The sequence below is a fragment of the Streptomyces sp. NPDC031466 genome (genome assembly GCF_055581265.1).
In genome coordinates this window covers 65308-92119 of sequence record NZ_JBVIJT010000004.1, presented here as the reverse complement: position 1 = coordinate 92119, position 26812 = coordinate 65308, and the positions used below count along the sequence as shown (strand labels likewise).

Sequence of the window (26812 nt, the reverse complement as noted above, 5' to 3'; positions counted from 1 at the left end):
CCGGAGCCGTGCCCGGTGCCGCGCCGGGCGAGGTGCGGGGGTGATCTGGAACCGGCGGACCTTGTCCCGGTAGACCTCGTGGTCATAGCCGCGGTCGGCGTACAGGTGCTTGGGGCTGCGCAGTGGCCGGCCGTGGCATCAGGTGCACGATTCCTGAGCCGGTCGGGCGGGTCCGCAACCGCAGGCGCCGCGGACGCGGCGGTGGCCGTCCGCTCTTCTTCGACCACGAGGACTACAGGGCCCGGCACGAGGTCGAATGCGGGATCAACCGTCTCAAGCAGCAGCGGGCCGTGGCGACCCGGTTCGACAAACTTGCGGTTCGGTCCGAGGCGACGGTTCAGGTCGCGGCGATTCATCAGTGGCTGTGAACCCTCAGCCTGCCGTCGTGCGGATTCCCCAGCAGGAAAGGACGGGCCTGCGGTCATTCCGGAGGAACAGCGCGTTTCCTGGCATTGATCGGCACGGGGCGGTGTGTATGGGGTTGCACCTTCCGTAGCGGCATGTGGTCCGGTGGACTGACGTCCCGGTCCCTCGATGAAAGATCCCTGCTCATGCATTCGTCCTCCATGCCACCTCGCCAGGTCAAGATCGGTGACGCGGCGGCCTTCGCCGGCACCACGCCGCGGGCGATCCGTCATTACCACGAGATCGGCCTGCTCCCCGAGCCTGAGCGGGGCGGCGATGACCGCCGCCGCTACGGGTACGAGGACATGATGCGCCTGCTGTGGATTCGCAAGATGGCCGACACCGGGATCGCCCTGGACGACATCCGTGACGCCTTTACCACCGGCACGGCTTCCGCCGGTGCGGACAGCGGAGACGGTATCGCGGGCATCCTGGAGCGGCTGGAGGAAACCCTCGCCGAGCAGGAAGCAGAGGTGCGGCGGCAGCGGACCGCCGTGCAGCGAATGCGCACCGAAGGCAGCCGGGTGGGCCTGCTCTCCGACTTCGTCACCGAACGCCTCAAGGGCCTGCCCGAAGGCTCCCTGCGTCAGGCGGACCTGGACAGCCTGCTGGTCACCGAGCGGATCTTCGGCCCGCTCGGCGCGGCCGTCCAGGCCACCCGCTTCGTCGTCCTGGCCACGCATCCCGCCCTGCGGGAGGACTCCGACCGCATTGATGACGCCGAGGAGGCACTCGATGACAGCGTCGCCGTCGATGATCCACGGGTGGCGCAAGTGGCAGTCGAGCGGCACGCCTTCGAAAGCGCCCTGCAGGCCGCCATCGAGGAGTCCGGCCTAGGAAAAGACGACGATGCCCTCTTCGACGCCTGGGACACTTTGCACCCTGCTACCGCCGATGCCAGCGAGGACGAGGCCGACCTCAGCTCTGCCAGGCGGGAGGCTGGCTCCATGAGCGTGCTCGAAGCCACCGGCAAGATGCCCTACGCCTTCTCCCCGGCCCGCCTGCGCTGTATGGAACTGGTTGAAGAGCTATCCGCCCAAGAGCCACCCGCTACCTGAAACACGGCCTGGACGCGATGCCTAGGGGCTCGCTGCCCGGGACCGTCCCCTCGAGCGCGGGGATGGTCCCGCCGGCAGAAGGCCTTCCGGGTACGGCTGCACCGTCCCGCCTACCGGCTGGCGCGTCTGCTGGAGCGGGGCGGGGAAGTGAAGATGGTGACGATCTCCCGCAGCGGGCCACGCTGGTTCGCGGCGTTCGATGTACGGCTGCCGGCGCCCCCTGAGACTGTGGCGACGCGGGCTCAGCGTGAGCGGGGGACCGTCGGTGTGGACCTGGGAGTGGAGGCCACCGCGGCCACCTCTCAGCCGATCCGGCTCCAGGGGGCAGCCACACAGCTCGTGGCCAATCCTCGGTACCCGAACAACGCACGCCGCTCGCTGACCAAGTGGGAGCGGCGCAAGGCGCGCCGCTGGGTGAAGGGCGCCCGGTGGCCCGGTGCCTGCGGCGGGGTTCGCGGTCGGGTCCTTGTGTCTGCCATGTACTCGTTCTGCCGCCCGGACAGGATGACGGCCGCGCGCCGCCCCGCACAGCGTTCGAACGGCGCGTCCCACTGTGACCGAGCGTCCTCGCCGGCCGGCATCTCCACGTCTCAGCGCCGGGATGGCCCGCCGGTAGAGTCGGTCCGAGGAGAGTGCTGATGTGGGGGACTCATGACGGCAACGGGTGCACCGCCCATCATCCTCGTACACGGGACGCGGTTCAACGCGGGACAGTGGAGCCCACAGCTCGCCGCACTGCAAGAGGACTTCCGGGTAGCCGCTGTTGACCTACCAGGCCACGGCGCCCGCTCTGCTCAACCCTGGAGCCTGAACGCGGCGATGGAGATCATCGCTTGCGCGGTGGACTCGCTCGACAGCGGACCGGCTCTGATCGTCGGGCACTCACTCGGCGGATACACCTCGCTGGAGTTCGCGCGGCGCCGCCCCGAGCAACTGCGGGGGCTGGTCCTTGCCGGGGCCAGCGCCTCAACTCGTGGCCCCTGGGCAACGCCGTATCGGTGGGTCGCCGGACTCGTCCCTCGCCTACCGGCGGACCGGCTGGCCCGGTGGAACGACCGGTTGCTGCGCCGGCTCTATCCTGCCGAGGTGGTGGAGGCGACCATCCGCTCTGGCTACGCCTTCCACACCCTGCCATCCGCCTGGGGCGAGGTGCTGGGCCGCTTTGACGCGGGTTCGATGCGTCATGTGGCGGCTCCCGTGCTCATCTTGAACGGCGAGAAGGACGCCGTCTTCAGGTCCGGCGAGACGGACTTCGCCCGCGCGCATCCGCAGGCCCGCGTCGAATTGATCCCGCGGGCAGGACATCTCGCGAACTTCGACGATCCAGATGCCTTCACCGATGCCGTCCGCCGCTTCGCCCGACAGCTAACTGTTCGCAGCTGAGCGCGCCAGAGTCGGGTCCCACTGGGCTGCCCGAGCCCAGTGGGACCGTGAATGCTCAGGCTGACCACGTCCCGTAGCGGGCCGCGCCGTCCAGCACCTGCTCGATCGGCGCCATGCTGACCAGGCTCACCGGCAGTTGCACGGCCGCCAGGTGATGCCGGGCGCCGCCTGCTGCTTCGGTGGCCAGGGCCGCTAGGCAGTTTCGTTTGGATCACTGGGCGGACCAGAGGAAGATGCCTGCGATGTGGAGTCCGGCGAGGTAGATGGCGGCGGTCTTCGGATGTCTTCGACCCGATCGCCACGGGCGGTCACACTTTGGCGGTGTTCCAGGTGAGGAACATCGACAGGACCCTGCACAACCTCACCTACCGCGCCGGCAGCGTCACCGTCCCCCACACCGGACGGTGGTCCGAGGGGTTGTCGGTGTCGGTGCCGATGGTGCAGCCGGACCAGGTCGCGGGGGACGTGGCGAAGAGGTAGTCCAGCTTGGAGCTGCCCGCCGTGGGGCGGTTGGCGGGCTGGTCACATTCCTTGTGCGTGTCGTACAGCGGCTGCAGGACGGGCACCGTGCTCTGATCGGGCGTGACGGTGGGGGTGGCGTTCAGGTCGCCGCCGATCAGGGTCCGGTAGCCCGATGTCGAGTATGCCGCGGAGCGTTCGGCCATGTGGGCGGCCTGAGCCTGCTGAATGTGCCGCTCCGGGTCGTCGTAGTGGGGGCCGCCGGTGCTGAAGTGGGCCGTACAAGCCATGACGGCCCAGGAGCGGACGGCGGCGCACAGGGCGGTCCGGCGCTCCTTGTTGTCCGGTGAATCCAGTTCGATCGCCTTGTACCAGGTGTTCTCCGCGGGTACGGCGATGGCGACACCGTAGGCCCCACGGTTCTTGGTGCACGTCTTCTGCGCGAAGTGACCCGGGGCGACCTTGAGCTGGATGGGCGCGAACCGGACATCCCAGGTGTCCGCCCCGCCGTCCCTGGCCTCCAGTTTGTGCTCCAGTGGCTTGGCCAGCTTCTCGCAGAACTCCTGGAGGAAGATCACATCGGCGTGGGCGGCGGTGGCCCGCTGTGTGACGGTGTCGGTAAATGTGTCCGCCGAGTAGCCGTACATCTTGCATGCGCCGTTGTTGCTGCAGGTGTTCCAGGTCAGCGTGCGGAGGCTGCGCGCCGGCGCCGGGAGGGTGGCCGCGGGCGGCGCGTCCGAGGACGGGAACGGGATGTCGACGAGCTTGAACCGCTCCCAGGAGCCGGGCGTCGCGTCCGTGCTCGCTCGCAGCAGCCCCTTGTCCTCACCCTCAAGGTTGACCCGTGCGGAGACGTAATAGTCCTTGGAGATGCCGCTCTGGGTGTAGTTGTAGCGCAGCGCGTACCAGCCGTCTCCTAGTTGGACCAGCTCGGACTTCTCCCAGTTCCCGAAGGCTTCGCTCTGGCGGGCGCGCAACATGCCGAAGTGGGCGTCCGCGTCGTGGAACTCGGCGGACACGTACTGGCCGTTCGCCTCGGAACGCAAGGCCGGGAGTGCGTCCTTGTCGGTGTGGAGGGTAAAGGTCTCCGTCGGCTTCAGGGTGCGCGCGTCAGCGCAGTCCACCCGGGCGCGGAGCTTGCCCGCTTGATTGCTGGTTCCGTCGGGGTCGGCCACGGACGCGCACACCGGCTTGCCGGCCTCGTCGCTGGCCGCCTTCGACTGGAGCGCGTACCTGTGTCCCGCCGACTTCTCGGTCAGGATGTCACCGGCCTGCGCCGACGGTGCTATGCACAGCGTGAGGAGCGTCAGCAGCAGCCCGATCATGGCTCCCGCACGGGTGGTTCTTCGCAAGGTGACTCCGTTTCTCCTTCTCCGCACGGGTGGTCCGTGGGAGAGCGTCGCTCGCCCCCCAGGCACACGAGCAGGTGGACGCGTGTCAGCGGGACACGTGTATGGGGCATCGAGCGCTGTGGGCGGGGTGGATCATCTCACGCGGTCGACCGTGCCGAGCGGGCGTGGGCGTGCGCTGAACGGGACTCGGTGGAGGGCCCATTGAGTTGCGTTCCCCCTCATCGAGGGCGCCTTCATCCGTCCCGATCACTTCGGCCTGTTGTGCGGGCGCGAGTTGCGCAAGGCGGACAGGGCGACGTCCGCGTCAACGGTGGGCTGACATACCCCCGTTGCCCTGCACGAGGTGACCCCTGCCCTGATACTGCTGCCGCGCGTGGCCTGCCGTGGGCAGGAGGTCAGCGCGCCACGCCTGCGCGCTCTCCTCGCGCTGCTCGCGGACGACGTGCGTACGGGGTGCAGCACGGAGCGGCTGGTGGCCGGGCTGTGGCCGAACGTGCTGCCGACCCGCCCGGGGGAGGCTCTGCAGGTCGTCGTCTCCAGGACTCGGTCGCAGCTCGGCGCCGAGGTCATCGCGAGTACGCCGACCGGATACCGGCTCACCTTCGCCGAGGACGCCGCTCTCCGGGCACGGAAGATGGCATCCATGCTGAGCGCACAGCACCGTTGTCCGCTCGGGGAGGGCGCGGACCCGAAGTAGGGGGGGCGAGTGGTGGGTGTCGGGCGTGGGTGAGGATGGGGCCCCGACAGGCGGCGTACGAATGGATGTGACACGGCATGACGAGTGAGGGCCACGGGGATTGGCGCGGGAACCGCATAGCGAGCGCGCTCGCCGGCCAAAACCCCACTGTGCTCCGGCGGTTGACGGCCGGATTCGCCGCGATCGGTGACGTCCAGTTCCTGCCGGGCTACTCGGTCCTCCTCGTCGACGAGCCACACGTGGAGCGGCTCTCCGACCTGCCGAAGGCGAAGCGGCGTGCGTTCCTGTCCGACATGGACGCGCTCGGGGAGGCCGTGGAGCTGGCCTGCCGGCGCCTCGACGCGGAGTTCCGCCGGGTGAACCTGGAGATCCTCGGCAACACCGACGGGTTCCTCCACGCGCATGTCTGGCCGCGGTACGCGTGGGAACCGGCCGATCTGGTGCGGTTGCCGGTCTGGCTCTACCCGCGCGAGAACTGGACGGATGAGCGGTACGCGCTGGCGGCCCGGCACGACGAGCTCCGGGCCTCGATCGCCGCGGAATTGGACGGACTGCTGGCGGGCGGGACCGGCCCGTAGGGCGGTGCGCTCGGGCTCGGACTGGTGACAGCGGCCAGCGCGTCGAGCGCTTCGGCGGCCGCCGGGGCCATCTCACCGTCCTGGCAGACGGACACCTGCGGCGTGCCGTCGTGCTCGGGGTCGTCCCAGACGATGTGTGGCCGCCATGTCCGCGGATGTGTTCGGCGTCGCTGAGGCGGTCCCGGAAGACGGTGGAGGGCCGCTCTCCGGCCGCGCCACACCCGAACTCCGCGCCCTCTCTGCCCTCGCCAGCGTCCTCCCATAGCCTCACAGACCGCCCCGACGTTCCCACCCGCCCGACGTCGCTTCACCACCTTGCCCTGGGCAGGGCCAGTCACCGGCGGCCTGGCTGCACGAGGACTGCGCCGGCATGCCGCGGGCAGGGAGGGGTCAGGCGGCCGGGCGCACGCCGGAGGGGGGAGGGCTCAGGGGCTGCCAGCGGACCCGGGCACTGTCCTCGGTCTCGCTCCAGATGTACTGCTCTCGCTCTGTGCGGGTCATGCCGAAGTCGTACAGGGATGGCTTGCCGACCCGGTTCTACTGCTCCCAGCCGACGACGATCTCGTCGGCTGGGAGTCCACGCGCCGTCAGCAGATCGAGGAGGCGCTGTTCGTCCTCACTGCCGAGTACGTGGAAGAGTACGGGCACGCGCCGGGGGAGTGGGCCAGCTGTGGGCTGGCCTGCCGGGCCGCCGACCGGACACGCCCGCCCAAGCGCAAGGGCATACGGCCGCTGTTCGAGCTGCGGATGCGTTGGCGGGAATGGGCCATCGCCTCGATCGCTGCTGATGTCATCGATCGGCTGGCGCAGCGGGCGCGGGCGGCGGCCGCGGCGGGGTGGGCGCGGGTGCGGCCGGTGGTCGACGTCACCCTGGCGGCCGTCGACGTCGTCGCCGTGGTGTAACGCGGACGGGCGCCGCGATGCCCGACCCTGCCCCGGCGCGGCACCCCAACGCCTGGCTGGCTGTGGTGACGATGCAGGGCATCGTCCACCGAGTGGACTCCACTCCGGTGCGCCGGACGACGGTGGACTCCACCGTGGTGCGCACCACGATGGTGCGCCACGGCGCCCGGCACCGCACCCCTGCGACGAGGCCGGCACTCCCGCACGTGCCGGTGCGCCTCACCCGATGTCCGCGCCGCACCGGTACGCTCGCCGCCGACGCCCCCTCGCCCGGTGCGGCCGGACGCGTGCGACCCCCTAATCCGGCTCCGCCACACCCCCTTCACCAGCTCCGCCACCAAGTACGTTTCCCCTTGACACGGCCCATTTCGGCTCGCGATCAGGTCGTGGTCAAGGGGGTGTGGGATAGAGGAGCGCACCACGGTGGTGCGGTGCGCTGGGGGTGCGCGCCGCCCGCACCACCGCCGTCCCGCAGGTGCGCTACGCGGTGGTCCGGCGCACCGGCCAGGCACTCGCCGTCGCGAAGGAGCTCCATCAGAAGCCGTCCGAGCGCCGTCGCCAGGAAGGACTCTGTCCTGGTGCCTGTCTGGGTGAATCAGGCTGGAAGCCCACCCCCACATCCACGAGTTCGCTAGAAGGGGTGGATGACGGAACCTGAGGACCCGCTGGTCCGGCCCGGGCCCGGGGGTCGGTCCACAGGAACATCTCCAGCACGAAAATGGAGAGGTGCAGCAGGGCGAGAGCGACCACGGCACAGGTGGCAATAGCGGACATAGCGATCATTGCACGTCAGGGTCCACCGCTTCACGTGCACGGTCGAAGCGCTTCGATGAATTCCTGGACAGGTGCCATCGGGTCCGTCTATTGTGCGGGTTCAGCCACAATTGTCGTCGTATTATGCGCTGTCGAAGCGCTTATTCACCTGGAGTCCGATGGCCACCCTCGCCGAAGTAGCCCAGCATGCCGGAGTCTCGGCCAGCACCGTGAGCTACGTCCTCAGCGGCAAGCGGACCATCTCCGCGGTGACGAAGCAACGGGTGGAGCGCAGTATCCAGGAACTCGGCTACCACCCCAACGCGGGGGCAAGGGCGTTGGCGAGCAGCCGGTCCAACATCATCGCGCTGATGATGCCGTTGCGCACCGACATGTACGTGCCCGTGATGATGGAGATCGCCATCGCCGTCGCCACCCATGCACGGGAGCACGGATTCGACGTCCTGATGCTCACCGGCGAGGAAGGGCCCGCCGCCGTGCAGCGGGTGGTCGGCAGCGGTCTCGCCGACGCCATCATCCTCATGGACGTCGAACTGGAGGACGCCCGCGTGCCGCTGCTGCGCGAGAGCGGGCGGCCCGCCGTGCTCATCGGTCTCCCCGCCGACACCACCGGCCTCACCTGCGTCGACCTCGACTTTGCCGAAGCCGGGGCCCTGTGCGCGCAGCACCTGGCAGACCTGGGGCACCGGCAGATCGCCGTGATCGGCGAGGCGCCGGCCGTGTACGAGCGCAAGACCGGCTTCGCCGAGCGGACCATCGACGGCCTGCGCACCCGCGCCCGCGAGCTGGGGCTCGGCGTGCTGTACCGGCCCAGTGAGGGTGGGTACGCCGCGATGGCGGGCATCCTCGGCCAGATCTTCACCGAACGCCCCGGCGTCACAGGCTTCGTCGTACAGAACGAGCAGGCGCTGGAACCCCTCCTCGGTCTGCTGCGCCAGGACAGGCGCGCCGTCCCCGAGGACATTTCCGTCGTCGCCGTCTGCCCGGAACAGGTGGCCCTCCAGGCCTCGGTCCGGCTGTCCTCGGTCACCGTCCCGGCCCGGGAGATGGCCCGCCACGCCGTGGATCGCCTCGTCGCCAAGATCGAGGGCGACACCGCGGAAGAGGTCCTCCTCCTCGCCCCCGAACTCGTCGTCCGCGCCAGCAGCGGCCCGGCCCCCGCCGGGGCCTGACCGCCGGACCCCGACCCCGAACACCCGATCCCGAACGTCTGCGCAGGTCCTGCCCGCGTTGGCACCGGCCACGCTCCCGCACCCGTCCGGTGCCCCTCCGCCTCCTGTGGCCCTCAGCCGGAGAACCCGACCCGCGCCAGCCGTATCCCGCCGCGCAGCGTGAGTCGTACCTCGTGTACTCCGGCGGGCACGGCGACCGGCGCGCTCACGGTCGTGTAGGCGTACGGTCCCGCCGTACCCGGAGACAGGTCGAGCGCCGCCAGCACCGGGCCGTCGCCCAGCGCGAATTCGACCCCGCCCTCGCCCGCGGCCTCTACCGTGATAACGGCGGCCCCCGGCCCGAAGTCGCAATCCCAGAAGGCGAGGTGGCCCGTTCCGTCGTCCACCGGGGTCACGGCGTCCCCCGAGGTCTTCGTGCGGTCCACCAGCTCCGTACCGCGCTGCTCGTCGTAGTCCGCCGCCTCCAGGCCACCGGTCGTCACCGGCCGGGGTGCGGCCGGTTCGCCGTTGAGGTGGAGGGTCGTGGTGAGCCGGATGTCCTCGCTCGACGCGCCGAGCAGGATCTCGTACGCCCCCGGCGCCACCCGCTCGCGGCCCAGCGCCACGTCCCAGAACGCGAACGCCGGCACCGGGACCTCGAAGGCGACCTCCGTCACCTCGCCGGGCGCGAGGGACAGCCGCCGGTGTGCCAGAAGTTCCCGGCGCGGTCGGGGCAGCGGTGACTCGACGGCCCGTCCGTAGAGCTGGACCACCTCGTCCGCGGTGGCCTCGCCGGTGTTGACGACGGTGCAGGACACGTGCACGGTGCCGTCCTCGACACGCGTGAGGAGGCCGTCGTAGGAGAAGGACTCATACGACAGGCCGTGCCCGAACGGGAACAGCGGCGTGCCCTCGAAGTAGAGGTAGGTCTGCCGGCTGCCGATGATGTCGTAATCGCTGAGGGCGGGCAGGTCGAAGTCCCCGGCGTACCAGGTCTGCGGGAGCCGTCCGGCGGGGGAGACGTCACCGGCCAGTACCCGGGCGAGGGCCGTGCCCGCCGCCTGGCCGCCGTGGGCCGTCCACAGCAGGGCGGGGATCTCCGCGTGGGGGAGCGTGTAGGGGTACGAGGAGACCAGCGCCAGGACCGTGTGCGGGTTGGCGGCACGGGCGGCCCGCAGGAGGCGTTCCTGGTGGGCGGGCAGGGCGAGGGTCGTACGGTCCTCGGTCTCGCGTCCGTTGATGTGGGGGTCGTTGCCCGCGACCACCACGACCACGTCGGCCCGCGCGGCGGCGCGCTGCACGGCGTCCTCGCCGCGCTCCACGACCACGACCTCGAAGACTTCCCCGGCATCCTCCCCGGAAGTCCCGGAAATTTCCTCGCCGTCGGCGGCAACCTTCAGCCCGTCGGCAGCCACATGGAGGAGATGACCCGTCCCCAGGTGTCGGAGGAGGTGCCCGCGCTCGTGAGGTTCCAGGCGGAACGTCTCCTGTACGATCCAGCCGCCCGGCTGGTCGGCGGAGGCCCGGACCCGGTGGTCCTCGGCGACGGAGAGGTAGCGCCCGTCGGGAGCGCGCAGGGTCAGCACGCCCTCGCCCCAGTCCACGAGGGACAGTTCGGTGCCCTGCGCGGTGACGGTCAGCGCGGGCAGGTCCGTCCGTCCCGTCAGCAGTGCCGGGTCGAGGGCGCCTTCCGCGCCGCGCGCCGCGCCGTCGGCGGCCGCCTCGGGGACGTGCACGAAACGGCCGTCGGAGGTCTTCAGCAGGATGCGGTCCACGCCCTCGGCGTACTCCACCCGGTCCGCGCCGAACCGCTCGCGCAGCCCCGACAGCGGGGTGCTGCGGTGCAGGAGGGTGCCGCTGTACCAGTCGAGCTTGCACTCGTCGGCGAGCAGACCGGCCACGGCGACCCGCGCGCCGGGGGCCAGGGGCAGCAGGTTGTCGCTGTTCTTGAGCAGGACGATCGCCTGTTCGGCCGCCTCCTGGGCGAGCGCCCGGTGGGCCGGGGTGTCGAAGGCCGCCGCGTGCGTGTCGCCCTCCGGGTCGAACTCCCCCAGGCGCACCCGCACCGAGAGCTGACGGCGCACTGCCGCGTCGAGGTCGGCCTCCGTCAGCAGGCCACGTTCCAGGGCGCCTTGCACGCGGGCGGCGATCTGCGAGCCGTCGGTGCCGTGGTCGGTGAAGCTGTCGACGCCGGCCAGCAGGGCGGCGGCGGTCGCCTCCTCGTGCGTGTCGAAGTAGTGCTCGGCGTCGACCAGGTTGGAGGGGGCGCCCGCGTCCGAGCAGACCAGCAGGTCCTGATCGGTCCAGGTGCGCAAGTGCTCGCGCAGGTACGGCGACACGTGGTTGGGGCGGCCGTTGACCAGGTTGTACGCCGGCATCACACCGGCGACGGCCCCCGCCTCGACCGTCTCGCGGAAGGCGCGCAGGTCGTACTCGTGCAGCACGCGCGGACGAACGGAGACGGACATGACGGCGCGGTCCGTCTCGTTGTTGTGGGCGAGCCAGTGCTTGAGGACGGGCGCGGTGCGCCAGCGCGCGGGGTCGTCGCCGCGCAGTCCGTGCGTGTAGGCGGTGGCGATGGCGGAGGTGAGTTTCGGGTCCTCCGAGTAGCCCTCCTCGTTCCGGCCCCACAGGGGGTGGCGCAGCAGGTTGACGGTCGGGGCCCAGACGTTGAGGCCCACCCGGTCGTCGCCGGCGGCCATCGCGCGGACCTCCCTGGACACCGCGTCGCCCACCCGTCGTACGAGATCGGTGTTCCACGTCGCGCCCAGGCCCACCGCCTGCGGGAAGACGGTCGCGGCACCCATCCAGGCCACGCCGTGCAGCGCCTCCTGACCGGTGCGGAACGCGGCGACGCCGAGCCGCTCCACGGCGAGCGCGAACTGGTGCAGGAAGCCGATCTTCTCCTCGCGGGTGAGTCGCGACAGAAGGTCGTCGACGCGCTTCGCCACGGGCAGTTGCGGATCGCGGAAGGGCAGCGAAGCGAACGTCGTTTCGGCAGACACGTGGGGTCCCCTTGAGCTGGAGCAGGCAATGGATGCGAAGCGCTTCGATGCTCCGTACAGACCCAGGTGACTGTCAAGGGACAGCCGCCAATGCATCCGTGGGAGCCCAAAGAAAGGGCTCCGCGTCCCGTTGGGGAAAGTTCGGAGCGACTCTTGTGCACCTATGGGTGTTCACTTAATCTCGCAGCAACATTGAAGCGCTTCGATTCACGTCGCGTGACATTGGTCGGATGTTCGCTTCGGAGCAGTTTCACCCGCTTCAGTCCCAGCAGCTTCACGGACCTTCCGAGCAGGCTCCCGAGGCCATCTCCCGAGCACGCTCAGCTCAGCCAGTTCCAGTCACGACACCGCGCGAACCGCCGCTCCGCCGACGGGTGCCCCGGTGCGCCACGAAGGGTTGACGCCATGACGCCGAATTCCTCCTCCCCCCGGACCAGCACCGGACCCAGCAGGAGAAGCTTCCTCGCCTCCACGGCGATCGCCACCGCCGCGGTCGCCGGAGGAATGCCGCTGCTCGCCGCGTGCGGCGGCGGATCGGGGGGCGACACGAAGCGCGAGGGCGCCACCTCGGCCAAGGACGCCGCCAAGCTGCTCCCCGCCTACGTCCCCAGCACGGTCGCCCAGCCGGACATCCCGGCGAAGAACGGCTCGGCGGCCGGGTACACCGACAAGGTCGACCTCGCGGCCCTCGTCGTCTCCGTCCCCCAGAAGCTCGGCACCGGCACCCCCTTCAAGATCATGTCCCCGCTGTGGGGCACACCGCCGAAGCCCGACTGCGCCTACTACAAGGCGGTCAACGCGGCGGCGGGCACCAAGGTCGCCTGGCAGAACCAGGACGGCATGACCTATGCCGACAAGGTGGGCGCCGTCCTCGCCTCCAGCTCCCTGCCCGACGTGATGGTCCTGGCCGACTACCACATGGGCGGCAAGATTCGGCAGGCCGTCACCTCGAAGTTCCTGGACCTCGGCCCCTACCTGGCGGGCGACAAGGTCAAGAAGTACCCGAACCTGGCCGCGATCCCGACCGACGCCTGGCGCATGAGCATCTTCGGCGGCGCGCTGCGCGGCATCCCGATGCCTCTGGCCCCCGCGAACCGAATCGTGCCGTACTACCGCAAGGACATCTTCGACAAGAAGGGCTGGACTGCCCCCAAGTCGGCCGACGAGTTCCTCAGCTGGGCAAAAGAGGCCACCAGCAGCAGGGCCAAGGTGTGGGCCTGCGGGGACATGAGCTGGATCTCGGCGAGCATCTTCGGCGTCTGCCCGGGGTGGAACATCGACGACGACGGCAAGGTGCGGTTCCAGATCGAGCGGCCCGAGTACCTGGAGTCCCTGGAGTGGACCCGCAAGCTGTTCGCCGCCGGCGTGGTCCACCCCGACGACAAGGCGCGCTCCGGCGACCCCATCCAGCGCTTCACCGCCGGACAGATCCTGGCTTTCAACAGCGACAACTCCCACTGGTACACGCTGTCCGCCGAACAGAGCGCCACCAAGACCGACTTCAGGATCGAGGGCATGGACATCTTCGGCGCCGACGGCGGCAACCCGAAGCTGTGGGCGTCCTCGCCCGCCAGTATCTGGTCGATGATCCGCAAGGATGCCCCCAAGGAGGTCGTGGAGAACGCCCTGGCCGCCGCGAACTTCGCCGCCGCGCCGTACGGCACCAAGGAGCGGATGCTCGTCGACTACGGCACCGAAGGCACCCACTACACGGTCAAGGACGGCACTCCCGTCAAGACCGCGCAGGGAAACAGCGAGTTGATCAACGCCTGGCCGATGCTCGGCGCCCCGGCCCCCTTCATCGCCCACCCGGACCTCCCCGAGATCGCCCGCAAGCAGGTCGAGTGGCAGCAGCGGATGGGCGCCTTCATGAAAAAGACGTCGACGTACGGCATGAACATCATCGAGCCCAGCCGGTACGCCAACATCGCCTCCCAGCACGAGCAGTTGCAGCTCGACTTCGTGCGCGGCAACAAGAGCCTGGCCGACGTGCAGGCCGCGATCTCCACCTGGAGGTCCTCCGGCGGCGACAAGCTGCGCGACTGGTACAAGGAGCTCTTCGACAAGAACGGCAGCGGCAACTGATGGCACTCACCGCCAGGAGCAGGCCGGGCCGGGCCCCTGCTCCCGCGGCCGTCGGGGAGCCGCCCTCCGGCGCCCCCGCGGACGCGACACCGCACGAAGGGGCCGCGCGCGCCCCGGGCGCCCCGAGCACGAACGGCAAGGGCGGCAAGGGCGGCAAGCGGAAGAGCGCGACGGGCAAGGTGCCCTGGCGGCTGCGCCTGCGCCGCGACCGCACCCTCATCCTGATGACCCTGCCCGTCATCCTCCTGCTCCTGCTCTTCCACTACGTCCCGCTGTTGGGCAACGTCACCGCCTTCCAGGACTACGACCCGTACATCGGCAGCAACGGCCTCGCGGCGATCTTCGAGAGCCCCTGTATCGGCGTCGAGCAGTTCACGCGGATGGTCGAGGACCCTCTCTTCTGGGACGCCACCCAGAACACGCTCCTGCTGTTCGGGCTCCAACTGGTGCTGTTCTTCCCGATCCCCATCGCCCTCGCGCTGCTCATCAACTCCGTGCTCCGCCCCCGCGTGCGAGCCGTCGCACAGGCGATCATGTACCTCCCGCACTTCTTCTCCTGGGTGCTGGTCATCACTGTCTTCCAGCAGGTCTTCGGCGGCGCGGGCATCGTCGCCCAGACTCTCCAGGAACACGGCTGGGACGGTTTCGACCTGATGACGAACGCGGACCTCTTCAAGTACCTGGTCACCGCACAGGCGGTCTGGAAGGACGCGGGTTGGGGCATCATCGTCTTCCTCGCCGCACTGTCCGCCGTCAGCACCGACCTCTACGAGGCCGCCGCCATGGACGGCGCGGGCCGCTGGCGGCGCATGTGGCACGTGACACTGCCCGCACTGCGCCCGGTGATCGCCCTGCTGCTGGTCCTGCGGGTCGGCGACGCGCTGAGCGTCGGCTTCGAGCAGTACCTCCTCCAGCGGGACGCGGTCGGTGCCGGAGCCAGCGAAGTCCTCGATACGTATGTGTGGAACATCGGCATCCAGAACGGCGACTTCAGCTACGCGGCGGCAGTCGGCCTGGCCAAGGGCCTCATCGGAGTCGCCCTCGTCCTGGGCGCGAACAAGTTCGCCCACCTGCTGGGCGAGCAGGGGGTGTACAAGAAATGAGCCTCAACACCCAACTGATCCGCAGCCTCAAGGCACCGCCCCGGCCCGTGTGGGAGGAGCCCCCGAGCAAGGTGGGACTCACCGCCAAGAGCGGTTTCCTCGTGCTCTGCTGCCTGGGAGTGCTGGCCCCCCTGTGGATCGTGATCGTCACCAGTCTCTCGCCCAAGCAGGTCATCGACGAGGTCGGCGGGCTGGTGGTGATCCCCCGGGGCATCACCTTCGTCAACTACACCGAACTGCTCAGCGGCGGGCAGGTCAGCCGGGCCATCATGGTCTCGGTGGGCGTCACCCTCTTCGGCACCCTGTTCTCGATGACGGTGTCGGTTCTGGCGGCCTACGGCCTGTCCCGGCCCGGGAGCCTGGGCCACCGCTTCTTCCTGATGACCATCATGGCCACGATGTTCTTCGGGGCCGGCCTCATCCCCACGTACCTGCTGGTGCAGACGCTCGGCCTCACCGACAACTACCTGTCGCTGGTCCTGCCGAGCGCGGTCAGCGTCTTCAACATCCTCGTCCTGCGCGCCTTCTTCATGGGCATCTCCCCCGAACTGAGCGAGTCCGCCCGCATCGACGGGGCAGGAGACCTGCGCATCCTGCTGACCATCGTCCTGCCGCTGTCGCGAGCGGTGATGGCCGTCATCTCGCTGTTCTACGCGGTCGGCTACTGGAGCGCCTGGTTCAACGCCTCCATCTACCTCAACGACCACGAGATGCTGCCGCTCCAGAACATCCTGATCCAACTGGTCCAGAAGAACACGGAGATGCCCACGGGCCTCCAGCAAGCCGTGCGCACCGGCCAGCTATCCGCCCTGGGCCTCCAGATGGCGGTCATGGTCCTGGCCCTGATCCCCGTCGCGGTCGCCTCCCCGTTCGTCCAGCGCCACTTCAAGAAGGGAATGCTGACCGGCGCGATCAAGGGCTGAGGGCCCTCGCCGCCTACGTGAACCAGCATCCGGACCGGAATCCGGACCACCACCCAGGCCACCACCCGGGCCGGCCTCCGAAGCGACCAGAGGAAGTCGCGTGCGCAATCCGCGCAGGCGGCATGGCGCGCCGCACGGCCCAAGACCGCCTGCGCGTCGAGCCGTGGGGCCCGCACGCGGTCCGGGTGCGGGCCGCCGCGCGTCGAGCTGGCCGCAGCCACGACCCGGGTGGACGCCGACGCGGGTGGGCGCATCGGCTACTGGATCACCGCCGGCGACACGCCGGCCGCCATCCTCGACGCGTACACCCAGGACGAACTCCTCGCGGCCTCACGGCAGTACAAGGGGCGCGGACCGCTGTCCGTCATCGTCTGCGACTTCTTCCACTGGCCCAGGATGGGTGACCTCGTACGGGACACGGACGGCTGCCTCCTCACCCACCCGTGGCCGACCCGGGAAGCCGGGGACGCCCTGTTTCTGCTCGGCCTCGACGTACTGGTGGCGCCGGTATACGAGGCGGGCGCATCCCCGTCCTCGTCCGCGAGGGAAGCGACGTCACGCTGCACGCCGACCCGGGTCGGTCAGTGCGGGCGGACTGCGCCCAGGTCAGCCGCTCACGGCTGGCGCCGGTCTCGCGGCGGAGGGCGCCCGTGGCGGAGGCGGCCGGCCCCGCTGTTCCGGCGACTGCTACTGCTGCGGGGAGAGCCCCTGCTCATGCAGCCACCGCACTTGGCGCGCGGTGTTGCGGCCGTACCCGCCGCCGTGGTCGCCGAAGGGCCAGACGGACATGGTGCGGTCCTGCCCGGCGTAGTGGTTGAACGCGGCGTACACCGTGGCGGGCGGGCAGATCGGGTCCATGAGCGCGACGCTGAACAGGGCCGGAGCAGTCGCCCGGGTGGCGAAGTGGACGCCGTCGAAGTGGTCGAGCGTCGCGAAGGTCTCCTCGACGAGGTGCGGGCTGTGCCGGCGCAGGTACTCGACGATCTCCAGGTACGGGCCGCCCTCGCTGGTCCGCGTCGCCTCCCGGTAGTGGCAGAGGAACGGCACGTCCACCAGCGCCGCCGCCACCTTCTCCGACGCCAGCGCGGTCACCGCGAGGGCCAGGCCGCCGCCCTGGCTGCCACCGGCCGCGACGATGCGGCTGCTGTCCAGGCCCGGCAGTTCGGCGACGGCGTCGACGGCGCGCACGCAGTCCGTCATGAGACGCCGGTAGTAGTGGTGGTGGGGGGAGTCGATGCCCCGGGTCATCACACCCCCGACCCACTGGGGAGCGTCGCCCTCCCCGCGGTCGGGGGTGTCGTGCCCCTGCCCCCGGCTGTCGACGACGAGCTGGGCGTAACCGGCCGCCGACCACAGCAGATGATCGGTGGGCAGCCCGCGCCCCCCGGAGTACCCGGCGTAGCTGACGACCACCGGCAGCGGCCCCTCGGCGTCGCCGCGCGGGCGCAGCAGCCAGGCGGCCACCGGCTCGCCGTTCCAGCCGGGGAAGCGTACGTCGTCCACCTCGACGGTGTGCAGCAGGTGCTGCCCGGTGACGCGTTCGGTGCGCACGGCCCCGCCGTGGGAGCGGGCCTCATCGAGGGTCTTCTGCCAGAAGGCGTCGAAGTCGGAGGGGAGGGACAACTCCGGACGGTGGTCGCGGAGTGCGTCGGAAGCGAGGACGGTCTCAGACATGGTGATCCTTGGGGGGGCGGGAAGGCGAGGGATGACAGGGAAAGGCACTGGCCGCCCCGGCGGCCCGGGGGAGGCGGGCGGCCGGGACGGCTCAGTCGTCGAGGGGTTCGTAGTCGAACCAGTCGAAGTGGACGGTGCCGTCGGCGGCGTACATGCCGATGACCCGCCCGGTGAATCCGCCCGCGACCTCGGTCGACAGGTGACGGCCGTCGAGAACGGCCAGCTCGGCGACCGTGCCGTCGGCCTCCTCGACGCCCAGCGACAGGACGTCGGGCCCGGTGCACGGACCGTGCGGGAGCGGCGGGTCGACGGCGGAGACGGTGAGGGCCACGGGGCCCTGCGGCGTGGGCCGCGTGACCACAACCGTACGCAGCGAGCCGATGCGCGCCACCACGCGGATCTCTTCGGCGGACGCCTCGATCGCGTAATGGTGCCGTTCGTCCAGGCGTACGCCGAGTCCGCCGCGTCCCCGACCGGGGTCCATGAGGGTACGGGCCCGGAACGCCGCGTGCTGTTGCCGACGCCCGGTGAACATCACGTCCGGCGCGTCGAGAGACGTACCGCGCGCATGCAGCGTCAGCCAGCCGGGGCGCTCCTCGGTGGAGCAGTGCGCGTCGGACCGCTCCCGTACGGAGATCCAGCCCGGCCGCAGCGCGGCGTCGTCGAAGTCGTCCCGGAGGGCCTCGACCGGCCCGGGGCGCAGCGGCCACGGCACCTCCGGTAGCTCCAGGTCGACCTCCCCGACGACCGGCCAGCCGTCCACCCAGGTCACCGGCGTCAGAAAGGTCTCCCGCCCGAGCACGTGCCAGCCCGGCGTGCCGCCGCCCGGCCGGACCCCGAGCAGCACCATCCACCACGAGCCGTCCGGGCCCTGGACCAGGTCGGCGTGCCCGGTGTTCTGGACGGGCCGGTCGGTGCCCCGGTGGGTGAGGACCGGATTGTCCGGGCAGGGCTCGAAGGGCCCGGTGGGCGAAGTGCCCCGGGCGATCGAGACGCCGTGGCCACGCTCGGTGCCGCCCTCGGCGATAAGGAGGTACCAGTACGCGCCGATCCGGTACAGGTGCGGCGCTTCCGGTGCCTTGGCGTCCGGCCCGCCCGCCCAGACCTGGTGCGGATCGCCGTACGTCTTCCCGGTGGCCGGGTCGATGCGGACCTGCCACCCTCCGGCAACCGTGCACCAGCAGGTGCCGTCCTCCTCCCAGGCCAGGTCGGGGTCGATGCCGGGCACGCCGGGCGCCCGGATCGGGTCCGACCAGGGGCCGGCGGGGTCGGTGGTCGTGACGATCAGATTGCCGCCGTCCTTGCTGCAATTGGTGACCATCAGCCAAAAACGCCCGCCGTGGTGGCGCAGGGTGGGGGCGTAGATGCCGCCGGACGACGCCGCGGAGGCGAGCGGAAGCTGCCCGGGACGGTCGAGGACGTTGCCGATCTGCGTCCAGTGGACCAGGTCGCGGCTGTGGAAGAGCGGTATTCCGGGGAAGTACTCGAAGCTGGAACACGCCAGGTAGTAGTCCTCACCGACCCGGCAGACGCTGGGATCGGGGTGGAAGCCGGGCAGCACCGGGTTGGCGGGCCGTGCGTCGGTCCGGTTCGGAAGGGGCGGCACGAGGGTCCTTTCGTCGGGCGGGCGGCGGGTGCGCGGGAAGGCGCGGGACCGGGGGCGGCCCCGGGGCCCTGTTCGCGAGGGGTGCCGGGCGCTTGCGTGAGCCGGGAGGTGGCCCGCCGTGCGGCCGTTGCGCGCGGCGCCCCGCTCAGTGCCCGCGCAGCACCGCGCAGCCGCCCGGCGGCAGTGCGTGCGCCACGGCGTCCGTGAGCAGGTCGTGGCCGGGGTCGGGCAGCGGCACGGCCTCGTCCGTGTGGTTCAGCACAAACGTCCAGCGGCGGCCGTCGGCCGCACGCCGTACCACGCCCTCCACCCCCGCCGGAAGACCCGGAACCTCCGGTTCCACCCTGGCCTCCGCGAGCAACCGTGCCATAAGCGCCGCGTACGCCGTATCGTCCAGCCGGGTCGAGAGGTACCACCCCTGACCGTCGCCCGACCGGTGCCGGGTGAGGGCGGGCCCCTCCGCGAGCATCCCGTGGGTGTACGTCGCGACCTCCTGCGCCCCCTCGGCGTGCACGCACTCGCTCCAGTCCGTACCGTGTGAACCATCCGACAGCGTGATCAACTCCCCTTGTCCCAAGGGCCGGTACTCCTCCACCCGCACCCCCAGCGCCTCGCGCAGCGGCTCGGCCGGGCAGCCGCCCAACCGGGCCTGCAGCCGCTCGTCCACCAGCCCGGTCGCGTGCTGCACGAGAAGGGTGCCGCCCCCCGCCACATACCGGCGCAGGTTCTCCGCCCCCCTGTCCGTCAGCAGGAACAAGGCCGGAGCCACGACGACCGAGTAGCCCCCCAAGTCCTGCTCCGGATGAGCGAAGTCGACGCCCACCCCCGCCTCCCACAGCGTGCGGTGCGCCCTGAGGAGCGCCCCGTGGTAGTCGAGCCGCGCGGAGGGCAACCCGTCCACGCCCAGCGCCCACCAGGCGTCCGGGTCGTCCAGTACGGCCACTGAGGCGCTGACCGTCGACCCGGCCAGCTCGCCCAACCGTGCCACCGCGTCGCCCAGTTGCGTCACCTCGCGGAAGATCCTGCTCTCCGGGCCCGCATGCGGGACCATCGCCGAGTGCCAGGTCTCCGCACCCGCCCGGGACTGCCGCCACTGGAAGAACAACGCACCCTCCGAACCCCTGGCGATGTGCCCGAGGCTGTGGCGCAGCATCTCGCCGGGCTCCTTGCCCAGGATGCGGTCGCCGGCGTACACGGTGTTGGTGCCCTGCTCCATCAAGAGCCACGGCCGCCCGCCCGCCAGCGAGCGCGTGCGGTCCGCGTGCACGGCCACGTCGGCGGCGGCGCCCAGGCCGGGGGAGGTCGGGTACTGGTCGGAGCTGACGACATCGCATTCGCGGGCGAGGGCCCACAGGTCCACGTGCTGGTACGCGGGGAGCATCAGGTTGGTCGTCACCGGGCGGTCGCTGTGCGCGCGGATCGCGTCGCGCTGTTCGCGGAAGGCGGCGATCACCTCGTCGGACCAGAAGCGGCGGAAGTCCACCGCCTGGCCCGGGTTTTTGTGCCACTGCGTGGCGCGCGGCGGCAACACCTGCTCCCAGGAGCTGTAGCGCTGGCTCCAGAACGCCGTTCCCCAGGCCTCGTTGAGGGCGTCCAGTGATCCGTGCCGCGCCCGCAGCCACACCCGGAAACCGGCGGCGGTGTGGTCGCAGTGGCACAGCGTGGCGTACTCGTTGTGGACGTGCCACAAGGCGAGCGCGGGGTGGTCCCCGTACCGCTCGGCCAGGGCGGAGGCGATCCGGTGGGCCGCGCGGCGATAGGCCGGCGCGGCCAGGCAGTAGGTGTCGCGGCTGCCGTGGACCAGACGGGTGCCCTCGGGGGTGACGGGCAGCGCGTCGGGGTGGGCGAGGGCGAACCACGGCGGGGGAGAGGCGGTCGGGGTGGCGAGGTCGAGGGCCACGCCGTTGGCGTGCAGGCGCTCGATGTGGGCGTCGAGCCACCCGAACTCGTAACGCCCCTCTTCCGGTTCGAGCAGGGCCCAGGAGAAGACGCCCACGGTGGCCAGGTTGACCCTGGCCCGTCGCATGAGCTCGTCGTCCTCTTTCCACACGGCCTCGCCCCACTGCTCGGGGTTGTAGTCCCCGCCGAAGGCCAGGCCGCCCAGGCGGTCGGTGATGCTGCGAGTGGTCATGAGGGTTCCTCGGGTCGGGGGGAGGAGCCTGCGGGGGTGACTTCCGGCAGGGGGCAAGGGGAACGTCACGAGGGGAGGGGGGCGGCTCAGGGAGGGAATCGAAGCGCTTCAACCGCGCATGCAAGGTAACGGAACGGCCGCGCGCAAAACAAGAGTTACTGCCGCATGGACGTCACCACGACCACCCATCGGGCGAAGTCACCCGGCCCGGCGGGCGAGGCATCCGGCCTGCAGCCTCCAGGGAAGCGCTTCGGGATCATCGTCCTCCCCGGCAACCGCGGTGGAACCCCGCCCGGCGCAGTACGCTCTCCCGCACCCCACCCCCCACCCCCGCTCCCGAGGTGCCATGACCGACCACCCGTGCGCGCAGACGACCCTTGTCCCCCTTGACGCCCCGCCCGAGCCCGCGGCCATCGGCATCGGCGTCCACGGTCCGGCCGGGCACGTGGACGAGTTCCAGCTGCCCGACATGTGGCAGTTCCATCTCTACGGCTACGAAGCCGACTTGACCGTGGATGATGTCGAGCACCGCCTGCGCCCCGGCACCGTCAGCCTGGTGCCGCCCGGCACTCCCGTGCGCTTTCACTACCGGGGCCGCTCCGAACACCTCTACGTCCACCTGCGCCTCGGCACGACGGGCACGGCCCGCGAGGTGCCGACCGTTCAGCACGCCGGGGCGCAGGTCCCCGTACTCGACCGGCAACTGCGCCAAGCGCTGGCCGCCTGGCCGCACACCCCCGGCCGGGCCGTTGCCGAGGTGTGGGCGGCCCTGTGGGGCACGGCCGAACTGACTCCGCCCCAGGACGGGAACCCGAAGGTCCCGCACCCCGCCGTGGCCACGGCGGTGGCCCTGATCGAGGTACGGCTCGCCGAACCCCTCTCCGTGCCCGACATCGCCAAGGCGGCCGGCGTCTCCCACAACCACCTCACCCGCCTCTTCGGCACCGCCCTGGGCGACACCGTCGTCGGCTACATCCGCACCCGCCGGATGGAGCGCGCCCAGCACCTTCTGCGGGCCAGCACCCTCTCCATCTCCCGGGTGGCGGCCGCCGTAGGCATCCCCGATCTTCAGGCGTTCAACAAGGCCTGCCGACGCGAACTCGGCGCCTGCCCCCGCACCGTCCGGGCCTCCTGGACCGGCACCCCCACGGATCACCACACGGATCGCCACAGGGTGAGAATCGACCACTAGACGGTGAACACGGCCCACCCGCCCGGCAGCCGACCGCTCCTAGCGTGAACGCCATGACGACACAGACCGAGCACCGCACCCCCACCAACGGGTCCGCCGACCGGGGCGGCACGCTCCTCACCTCCGTGCAGATGGCGCGCTTCGTGGCGAGCGGATCACTGCGCCTGGACGCGGTGGTGCCGGCCGAGATGAACGCGGAGGCGCTGAGCGTGCTGGAGGCGGGTCTCCCGTCGGTCGCATACGGAACCCCGCTCCCTCAGGCGTACGCACCGGGCTCCTTCCCCTGCCGACTGCTCGAACTCCCGCAGGTGGCCGGCGCGTTGCGCAGCCTGGTCGGCGTCGAGCCGACGGTGGACCACCACGCCGTGCACATCCGCGAGCCGCACAACGGCGAGGCCCAGCCCCTGCACGCGGACGCCATCATCGACGTACGCCCGGACGCCTTCGACGTCCAGCTGATGTACTACCCGCAGCGGGTGACGCTGGAGATGGGCGGCACCCTCAGCGTGCCCGGCAGCCATCTGCGCCGCACCAACGAGTCCGACACCGGCCGCTACCAGAACCTCCGCGGCCAGGACCGGCTCGTCTGCCCGGCCGGGACGGTGGTGTTCCTGCACCACGGACTCTGGCACGGGGGCCGGCGCAACGACAGCGACATCCGGCGCTACATGTACAAGATCCGCTTCAACCCGACGCAGCGCCAACGCCTCCTGTGGGACCACTCCGACCTGCACGACCCGCAGGTGCGCGCCGAACTCGACGCGCACTTCCCGTGGTACGAGCAGGCCACCGGCCGCCTGGAGCGCTACAACCGCGTCCTGCTGTGGCGCGAGCTGACCGGAGACCCCATGTTCGACCTCGACCACTGGGTCACCAGGGTCACCAACCGCCCCGCCGACCGCCCCGAGGTGCCCTCCGTATGACCATCACCACACCCCAGAGCACCACCGACGCCCCGCTGCTGCGCCAGCGCCTGCTGGTCCTCTACCTCTCCACCTCCGCGCTGGACGCCCCGGTCATCGGCTGGTCCCGCTACGACGGCACCGGGCAGACCTCCCCGACGTCCGGCGACAGCGACGAAGCACCGTACGAGACGGGCGTGGCGGCCCTGCGCGACGGCTGGCGCCTGATCCAGGCCTCGCCGCTCATCCCACCGGGGCCGGGCAGCGAGTACGACGTGTCCTTCCTCAAGCACGAGTTCATCTTCGAGCAACTCGCGGACGCGCGCGGCTGACGGCGGAAGCGGCCGTTCTCCAGTTCGCCGCAGGTGGACCAGACGGACTCCCCGGCCCGGGGACGGTCTTGCGACGTTCGTGCGGCCGGTACTCGTGGTACTGGACGGTGCCGAACAGTATGCGCGGGGACAAGGATGGGTGGTAGGAGGGGCCCGACCGCCGAACTGCCGTGGGAGCCGGTCGGCCGAGGCCCAACAAGGCGTCATGGCAGGGGAGGTGCAAGCCTGCGCTGGTCTGCCGTCGGTGCGCCTAAGGGAGCCGCTACGGTGTTGCGTGCTGGGTGTTGATGCGCGGTGCTGGATACGAGTCGGGGCGCGGGGAAGCGGGATGCCGGGTACCGAGCCGGGCGCCGCGCGGCGCAGGACGGGCACTGGTGGCGAAGCGGGCCCCGAGGCCCCCGGGTGCCGGGTGCCGGGCACCTGAGCCTGCGCAGGCACCGCGACGCCCGCCCCGCCGGAGCGGTCCTCACAGCTCCGTGACCCGGGGCAGCGGTCCCCCCTCCGGAGCCGATACCGTCACCGCCCCGTTCCCGGCATCCCGCCTCACCCGGTACGTCGCCGCCGTGGCCCCCTCGCGGTCCGGCAGGACGACAGTCGTCTCCCCCGTCCCGGGTGCCACCAGCAGAGTGAGGCCGTCCGCCCAGTCGCCGTCCGGGCGTTGGTCGTCGGCACCGAACGCGATCACCGCGCCCGGCCGGACGTACAGCGGCAGACTGTCGAAGCCGTGCCGCTCCCGCCGCCAGCACGGCCCCTGCACCTGCTCACCGGTCAGCAGATGTGTCCAGGTGCCTTCCGGGAGGTAGAACTCGACGTCGCCGTCCTCGGTGAACACAGGGGCCACCAGCAGGTCGGGCCCCAGCATGTACTGCCGGTCGAGCGCCCGGCACGCGGGGTCCCCGGGGAACTCCAGCAGCATGGGCCGCATCAGGGGCACACCCTCGCGGTGCGCCTCGGCAGCGGCACCGTACAAATACGGCATCAGACGGTGCTTGAGCAGGGTGAACCTCCGCGTCACCTCGACCGCCTCCTCCCCGAACTCCCACGGCACGCGGTACGAATCCGAACCGTGCAGCCGGCTGTGCGAGGACAGCAGCCCGAAGGCCAGCCAGCGCTTGAAGACGGCCGGATCGGGCGTGCCCTCGAAGCCGCCGATGTCGTGCGACCAGAAGCCGAAGCCGGACAGCGACAGCGACAGCCCGCCGCGCAGCGACTCCGCCATGGCTCCGAACGACGCCCAGCAGTCACCGCCCCAGTGCACGGGGAACTGCTGGCCGCCCGCCGTGGCCGACCGGGCGAAGAGCACCGCCTCACCGGACCCGCGCTCCTTTTCCAGCAGCTCGAAGACGACCTGGTTGTAGAGGTGCGTGTAGTAGTTGTGCATGCGCTCCGGGTCGGAGCCGTCGTGCCAGCGGACATCGGTGGGGATGCGTTCGCCGAAGTCCGTCTTGAAACAGTCGACGCCCTGGTCGAGGAGGACCTTCAGTTTCTCCTGGAACCAGGCGCAGGCCCGCGGGTTGGTGAAGTCGACCAGGGCCATGCCGGCCTGCCACAGGTCCCACTGCCAGATGTCGCCGTTCGTCCGCCGCACCAGGTGTCCGAGCCGCGCGGCCTCCTCGAACAGGGCGGACTTCTGGGCGATGTACGGGTTGATCCACACGGAGACCCGCAGACCCCGCTCCTTGAGCCGGGCCAGCATGCCCTCCGGGTCCGGGAAGACGTCCGGGTCCCAGGTGAAGTCCGACCACTGGTACTCGCGCATCCAGAAGCAGTCGAAGTGGAAGACGGACAGCGGAATCTCCCGCTCCGCCATCCCGTCTACGAAGGAGGCGACCGTGGCCTCGTCGTACTCGGTGGTGAACGACGTCGTCAGCCACAACCCGAACGACCAGGCGGGCGGCAGCGCGGGCCGTCCGGTGAGCGCGGTGTAGCGGCGCAGCACGTCCTTGGGGGTGGGCCCCGCAACGACGTAGTACGTCAGGGACTGGTCCTCGACGCTGAACTGCATCTGCCCGACCGATTCGGACCCCACCTCGTAACCCACCCGCCCCGGATGGTCGACAAACACCCCGAACGCACCGTCGGAGGTCAGATGGAGACTGAACGGGACGTTCTTGTACGCCTGTTCGCTGCTGGTGCCGCCATCGGCCTGCCACATGTCCACGACTTGGCCGTTCTTGACGAACGGGGTGAAGCGCTCGCCGAGTCCGTAGACCTGCTCGCCGACGCCGAGGGCGAGCTGCGCGGCCATGTGGTGGGAGCCGTCGCCGGTGGTGAAGAACGCCGTGCCCTTGCGGCCCGCCCGGGTCACTTCGCGCCCGTCCGCGTCGTGGAAGGACAGCGACCACGGGGCGGCGGCGTCCAGCCGGACGGACAGGGCGCCGCTCTCCAGCGCGACAACGTTGCCTTCCGTCCGCACCCGCCCGGCGGAATCCTGTGCGCCGGGCAGCGCGAAGTCGGGGCCGGGGTTCCGCTTGCCCGTGTGATGCGTCAGGCGTACGCCGATGACTCCCTCGGCGGGGGAGAAGCAGTCGGTGGTCAGCAGTGGGGTGTTGAGGGTGTCGCCGCGGTGCCGTACGCGCTTGACGGCGGCGTACGCGGTGAACCGGTCGGTGCTCGTACGGATGTCGCGGACCTCGGTGGCGTACGAGGCCTGAACCCCGTCGCGCATCAACCAGAAGCCGTCGGTGAACTTCATGTTCTTCCCAGGGAAGCAGGGGCGGGACGGGGGCGGCAGAGCAGCTCGGCGGGGCTGCCGCCCACGCCATTTGAGCGCACGTAAATCGAAAGGGCAAGGGTCGAAGGGCGATTTTGTTGAAGCGCTTCGACGGAACTTTCCACGGGAGTTGAGGGCTCTTGCCCGCGCGGGACCGGAAAAGAGGCCCAGCGCTTCGACACAAGCGAGCGGTCCCGCGATCCCCATGCATGAGGAGGCCGACGGACTGCAGGGACATGTCCTACGGCTTCCGGAAGGGAACCCGGAAACGCTTCCGGTCCTCGTGCGACCGGGAGACCCCAGGGGCCTGGGTGTGGCTGAAGGCGCTCATGCCGTACGTGTGGCTTTGACTGATGGGCCGCCCAGTGCCCCGCGACGACACGGCC

At 70.6% G+C, this 26812-nt stretch carries 18 protein-coding genes and 1 pseudogene; 12 read left to right on the top strand and 7 right to left on the bottom strand.

Features of this window, described 5'->3' with window-relative positions:
• Positions 1-551 precede the first annotated feature (551 nt).
• Positions 552-1463, top strand: a complete 912-nt coding sequence (locus tag ACZ5GP_RS09305; RefSeq protein WP_468750238.1) for a MerR family transcriptional regulator — start codon at positions 552-554, stop codon at positions 1461-1463.
• A 651-nt stretch (positions 1464-2114) separates the two neighbouring features.
• A complete protein-coding gene (locus ACZ5GP_RS09300) occupies positions 2115-2846 on the top strand; it encodes an alpha/beta fold hydrolase (RefSeq protein ID WP_468750237.1) in 732 nt (243 codons plus the stop codon).
• Positions 2847-3211: 365 nt separating this feature from the next.
• On the opposite strand, the gene ACZ5GP_RS09295 is transcribed toward ACZ5GP_RS09300, so the two are convergent.
• Positions 3212-4657: an endonuclease/exonuclease/phosphatase family protein gene (locus ACZ5GP_RS09295; RefSeq protein ID WP_468750236.1), complete on the bottom strand. Its 1446-nt coding sequence runs from the start codon at positions 4655-4657 to the stop codon at positions 3212-3214.
• Between the two features lie 343 nt (positions 4658-5000).
• Between ACZ5GP_RS09295 and ACZ5GP_RS09290 the strand changes: the two are divergent.
• The 4 genes and pseudogenes from ACZ5GP_RS09290 to ACZ5GP_RS09275 form a co-directional block, all read left to right on the top strand.
• Positions 5001-5271, top strand: a pseudogene (locus ACZ5GP_RS09290) (AfsR/SARP family transcriptional regulator); the annotation flags it as partial.
• 160 nt (positions 5272-5431) lie between these two features.
• A complete protein-coding gene (locus tag ACZ5GP_RS09285) occupies positions 5432-5932 on the top strand; it encodes an HIT family protein (RefSeq protein WP_468750235.1) in 501 nt (166 codons plus the stop codon).
• 630 nt (positions 5933-6562) lie between these two features.
• Positions 6563-6835 carry a hypothetical protein gene (locus ACZ5GP_RS09280; RefSeq protein WP_468750234.1) on the top strand — a complete coding sequence of 91 codons (273 nt, stop codon included), beginning with the start codon at positions 6563-6565 and terminating at the stop codon, positions 6833-6835.
• A gap of 932 nt (positions 6836-7767) precedes the next feature.
• Entirely contained in the window at positions 7768-8781 is a 1014-nt protein-coding gene (locus tag ACZ5GP_RS09275) for a LacI family DNA-binding transcriptional regulator (protein WP_468750233.1), read from the top strand.
• A gap of 113 nt (positions 8782-8894) precedes the next feature.
• Here the strand turns inward: ACZ5GP_RS09275 and ACZ5GP_RS09270 are convergent, their stop codons facing one another.
• A complete protein-coding gene (locus tag ACZ5GP_RS09270) occupies positions 8895-11765 on the bottom strand; it encodes a glycoside hydrolase family 3 C-terminal domain-containing protein (protein ID WP_468750232.1) in 2871 nt (956 codons plus the stop codon).
• A gap of 405 nt (positions 11766-12170) precedes the next feature.
• On the opposite strand from ACZ5GP_RS09270, the gene ACZ5GP_RS09265 reads away from it, so the two are divergent.
• From ACZ5GP_RS09265 to ACZ5GP_RS09255, 3 genes are read left to right on the top strand one after another with little or no spacing between them, the layout of a single operon-like run.
• Complete coding sequence (locus ACZ5GP_RS09265) at positions 12171-13850, top strand: extracellular solute-binding protein (protein ID WP_468750231.1); 1680 nt, start codon at positions 12171-12173, stop codon at positions 13848-13850.
• Positions 13850-14953, top strand: coding sequence for an ABC transporter permease (locus ACZ5GP_RS09260; RefSeq protein ID WP_468750230.1), 1104 nt, complete (start codon positions 13850-13852; stop codon positions 14951-14953). The genes ACZ5GP_RS09265 and ACZ5GP_RS09260 overlap by 1 nt, the downstream gene beginning before the upstream one ends.
• Positions 14950-15876: a carbohydrate ABC transporter permease gene (locus ACZ5GP_RS09255; protein WP_468750229.1), complete on the top strand. Its 927-nt coding sequence runs from the start codon at positions 14950-14952 to the stop codon at positions 15874-15876. The genes ACZ5GP_RS09260 and ACZ5GP_RS09255 overlap by 4 nt, the downstream gene beginning before the upstream one ends.
• Before the next feature lie 257 nt (positions 15877-16133).
• Here ACZ5GP_RS09255 and ACZ5GP_RS09250 read toward each other — a convergent pair whose 3' ends face one another.
• From ACZ5GP_RS09250 to ACZ5GP_RS09235, 4 genes are all read right to left on the bottom strand, one after another.
• Positions 16134-16295 carry a hypothetical protein gene (locus ACZ5GP_RS09250; RefSeq protein ID WP_468750228.1) on the bottom strand — a complete coding sequence of 54 codons (162 nt, stop codon included), beginning with the start codon at positions 16293-16295 and terminating at the stop codon, positions 16134-16136.
• Positions 16296-16563: 268 nt separating this feature from the next.
• Positions 16564-17550: an acetylxylan esterase gene (locus ACZ5GP_RS09245; protein ID WP_468750227.1), complete on the bottom strand. Its 987-nt coding sequence runs from the start codon at positions 17548-17550 to the stop codon at positions 16564-16566.
• A gap of 91 nt (positions 17551-17641) precedes the next feature.
• Positions 17642-19156 (bottom strand): glycoside hydrolase family 43 protein, encoded by a 1515-nt coding sequence (locus ACZ5GP_RS09240; RefSeq protein ID WP_468750226.1) that lies wholly within the window; start codon positions 19154-19156, stop codon positions 17642-17644.
• Positions 19157-19301: 145 nt separating this feature from the next.
• Positions 19302-21287, bottom strand: coding sequence for a beta-galactosidase (locus ACZ5GP_RS09235; RefSeq protein ID WP_468750225.1), 1986 nt, complete (start codon positions 21285-21287; stop codon positions 19302-19304).
• A gap of 346 nt (positions 21288-21633) precedes the next feature.
• Between ACZ5GP_RS09235 and ACZ5GP_RS09230 the strand changes: the two genes are divergently transcribed.
• Genes ACZ5GP_RS09230 through ACZ5GP_RS09220 form a run of 3 tightly spaced genes read left to right on the top strand, consistent with a single transcriptional unit; the run spans position 21634 to position 23713 of the window.
• Complete coding sequence (locus tag ACZ5GP_RS09230; RefSeq protein ID WP_468750224.1) at positions 21634-22479, top strand: helix-turn-helix domain-containing protein; 846 nt, start codon at positions 21634-21636, stop codon at positions 22477-22479.
• 53 nt (positions 22480-22532) lie between these two features.
• Positions 22533-23402 (top strand): phytanoyl-CoA dioxygenase family protein, encoded by an 870-nt coding sequence (locus ACZ5GP_RS09225; RefSeq protein WP_468750223.1) that lies wholly within the window; start codon positions 22533-22535, stop codon positions 23400-23402.
• On the top strand, positions 23399-23713 hold the full coding sequence (locus ACZ5GP_RS09220) for a hypothetical protein (protein ID WP_468750222.1): 315 nt from the start codon (positions 23399-23401) through the stop codon (positions 23711-23713). The genes ACZ5GP_RS09225 and ACZ5GP_RS09220 overlap by 4 nt, the downstream gene beginning before the upstream one ends.
• Positions 23714-24179: 466 nt before the next feature.
• Here the strand turns inward: ACZ5GP_RS09220 and yicI are convergent, their stop codons facing one another.
• Positions 24180-26408, bottom strand: coding sequence for an alpha-xylosidase (yicI, locus tag ACZ5GP_RS09215; RefSeq protein ID WP_468750221.1), 2229 nt, complete (start codon positions 26406-26408; stop codon positions 24180-24182).
• Positions 26409-26812 lie beyond the last annotated feature (404 nt).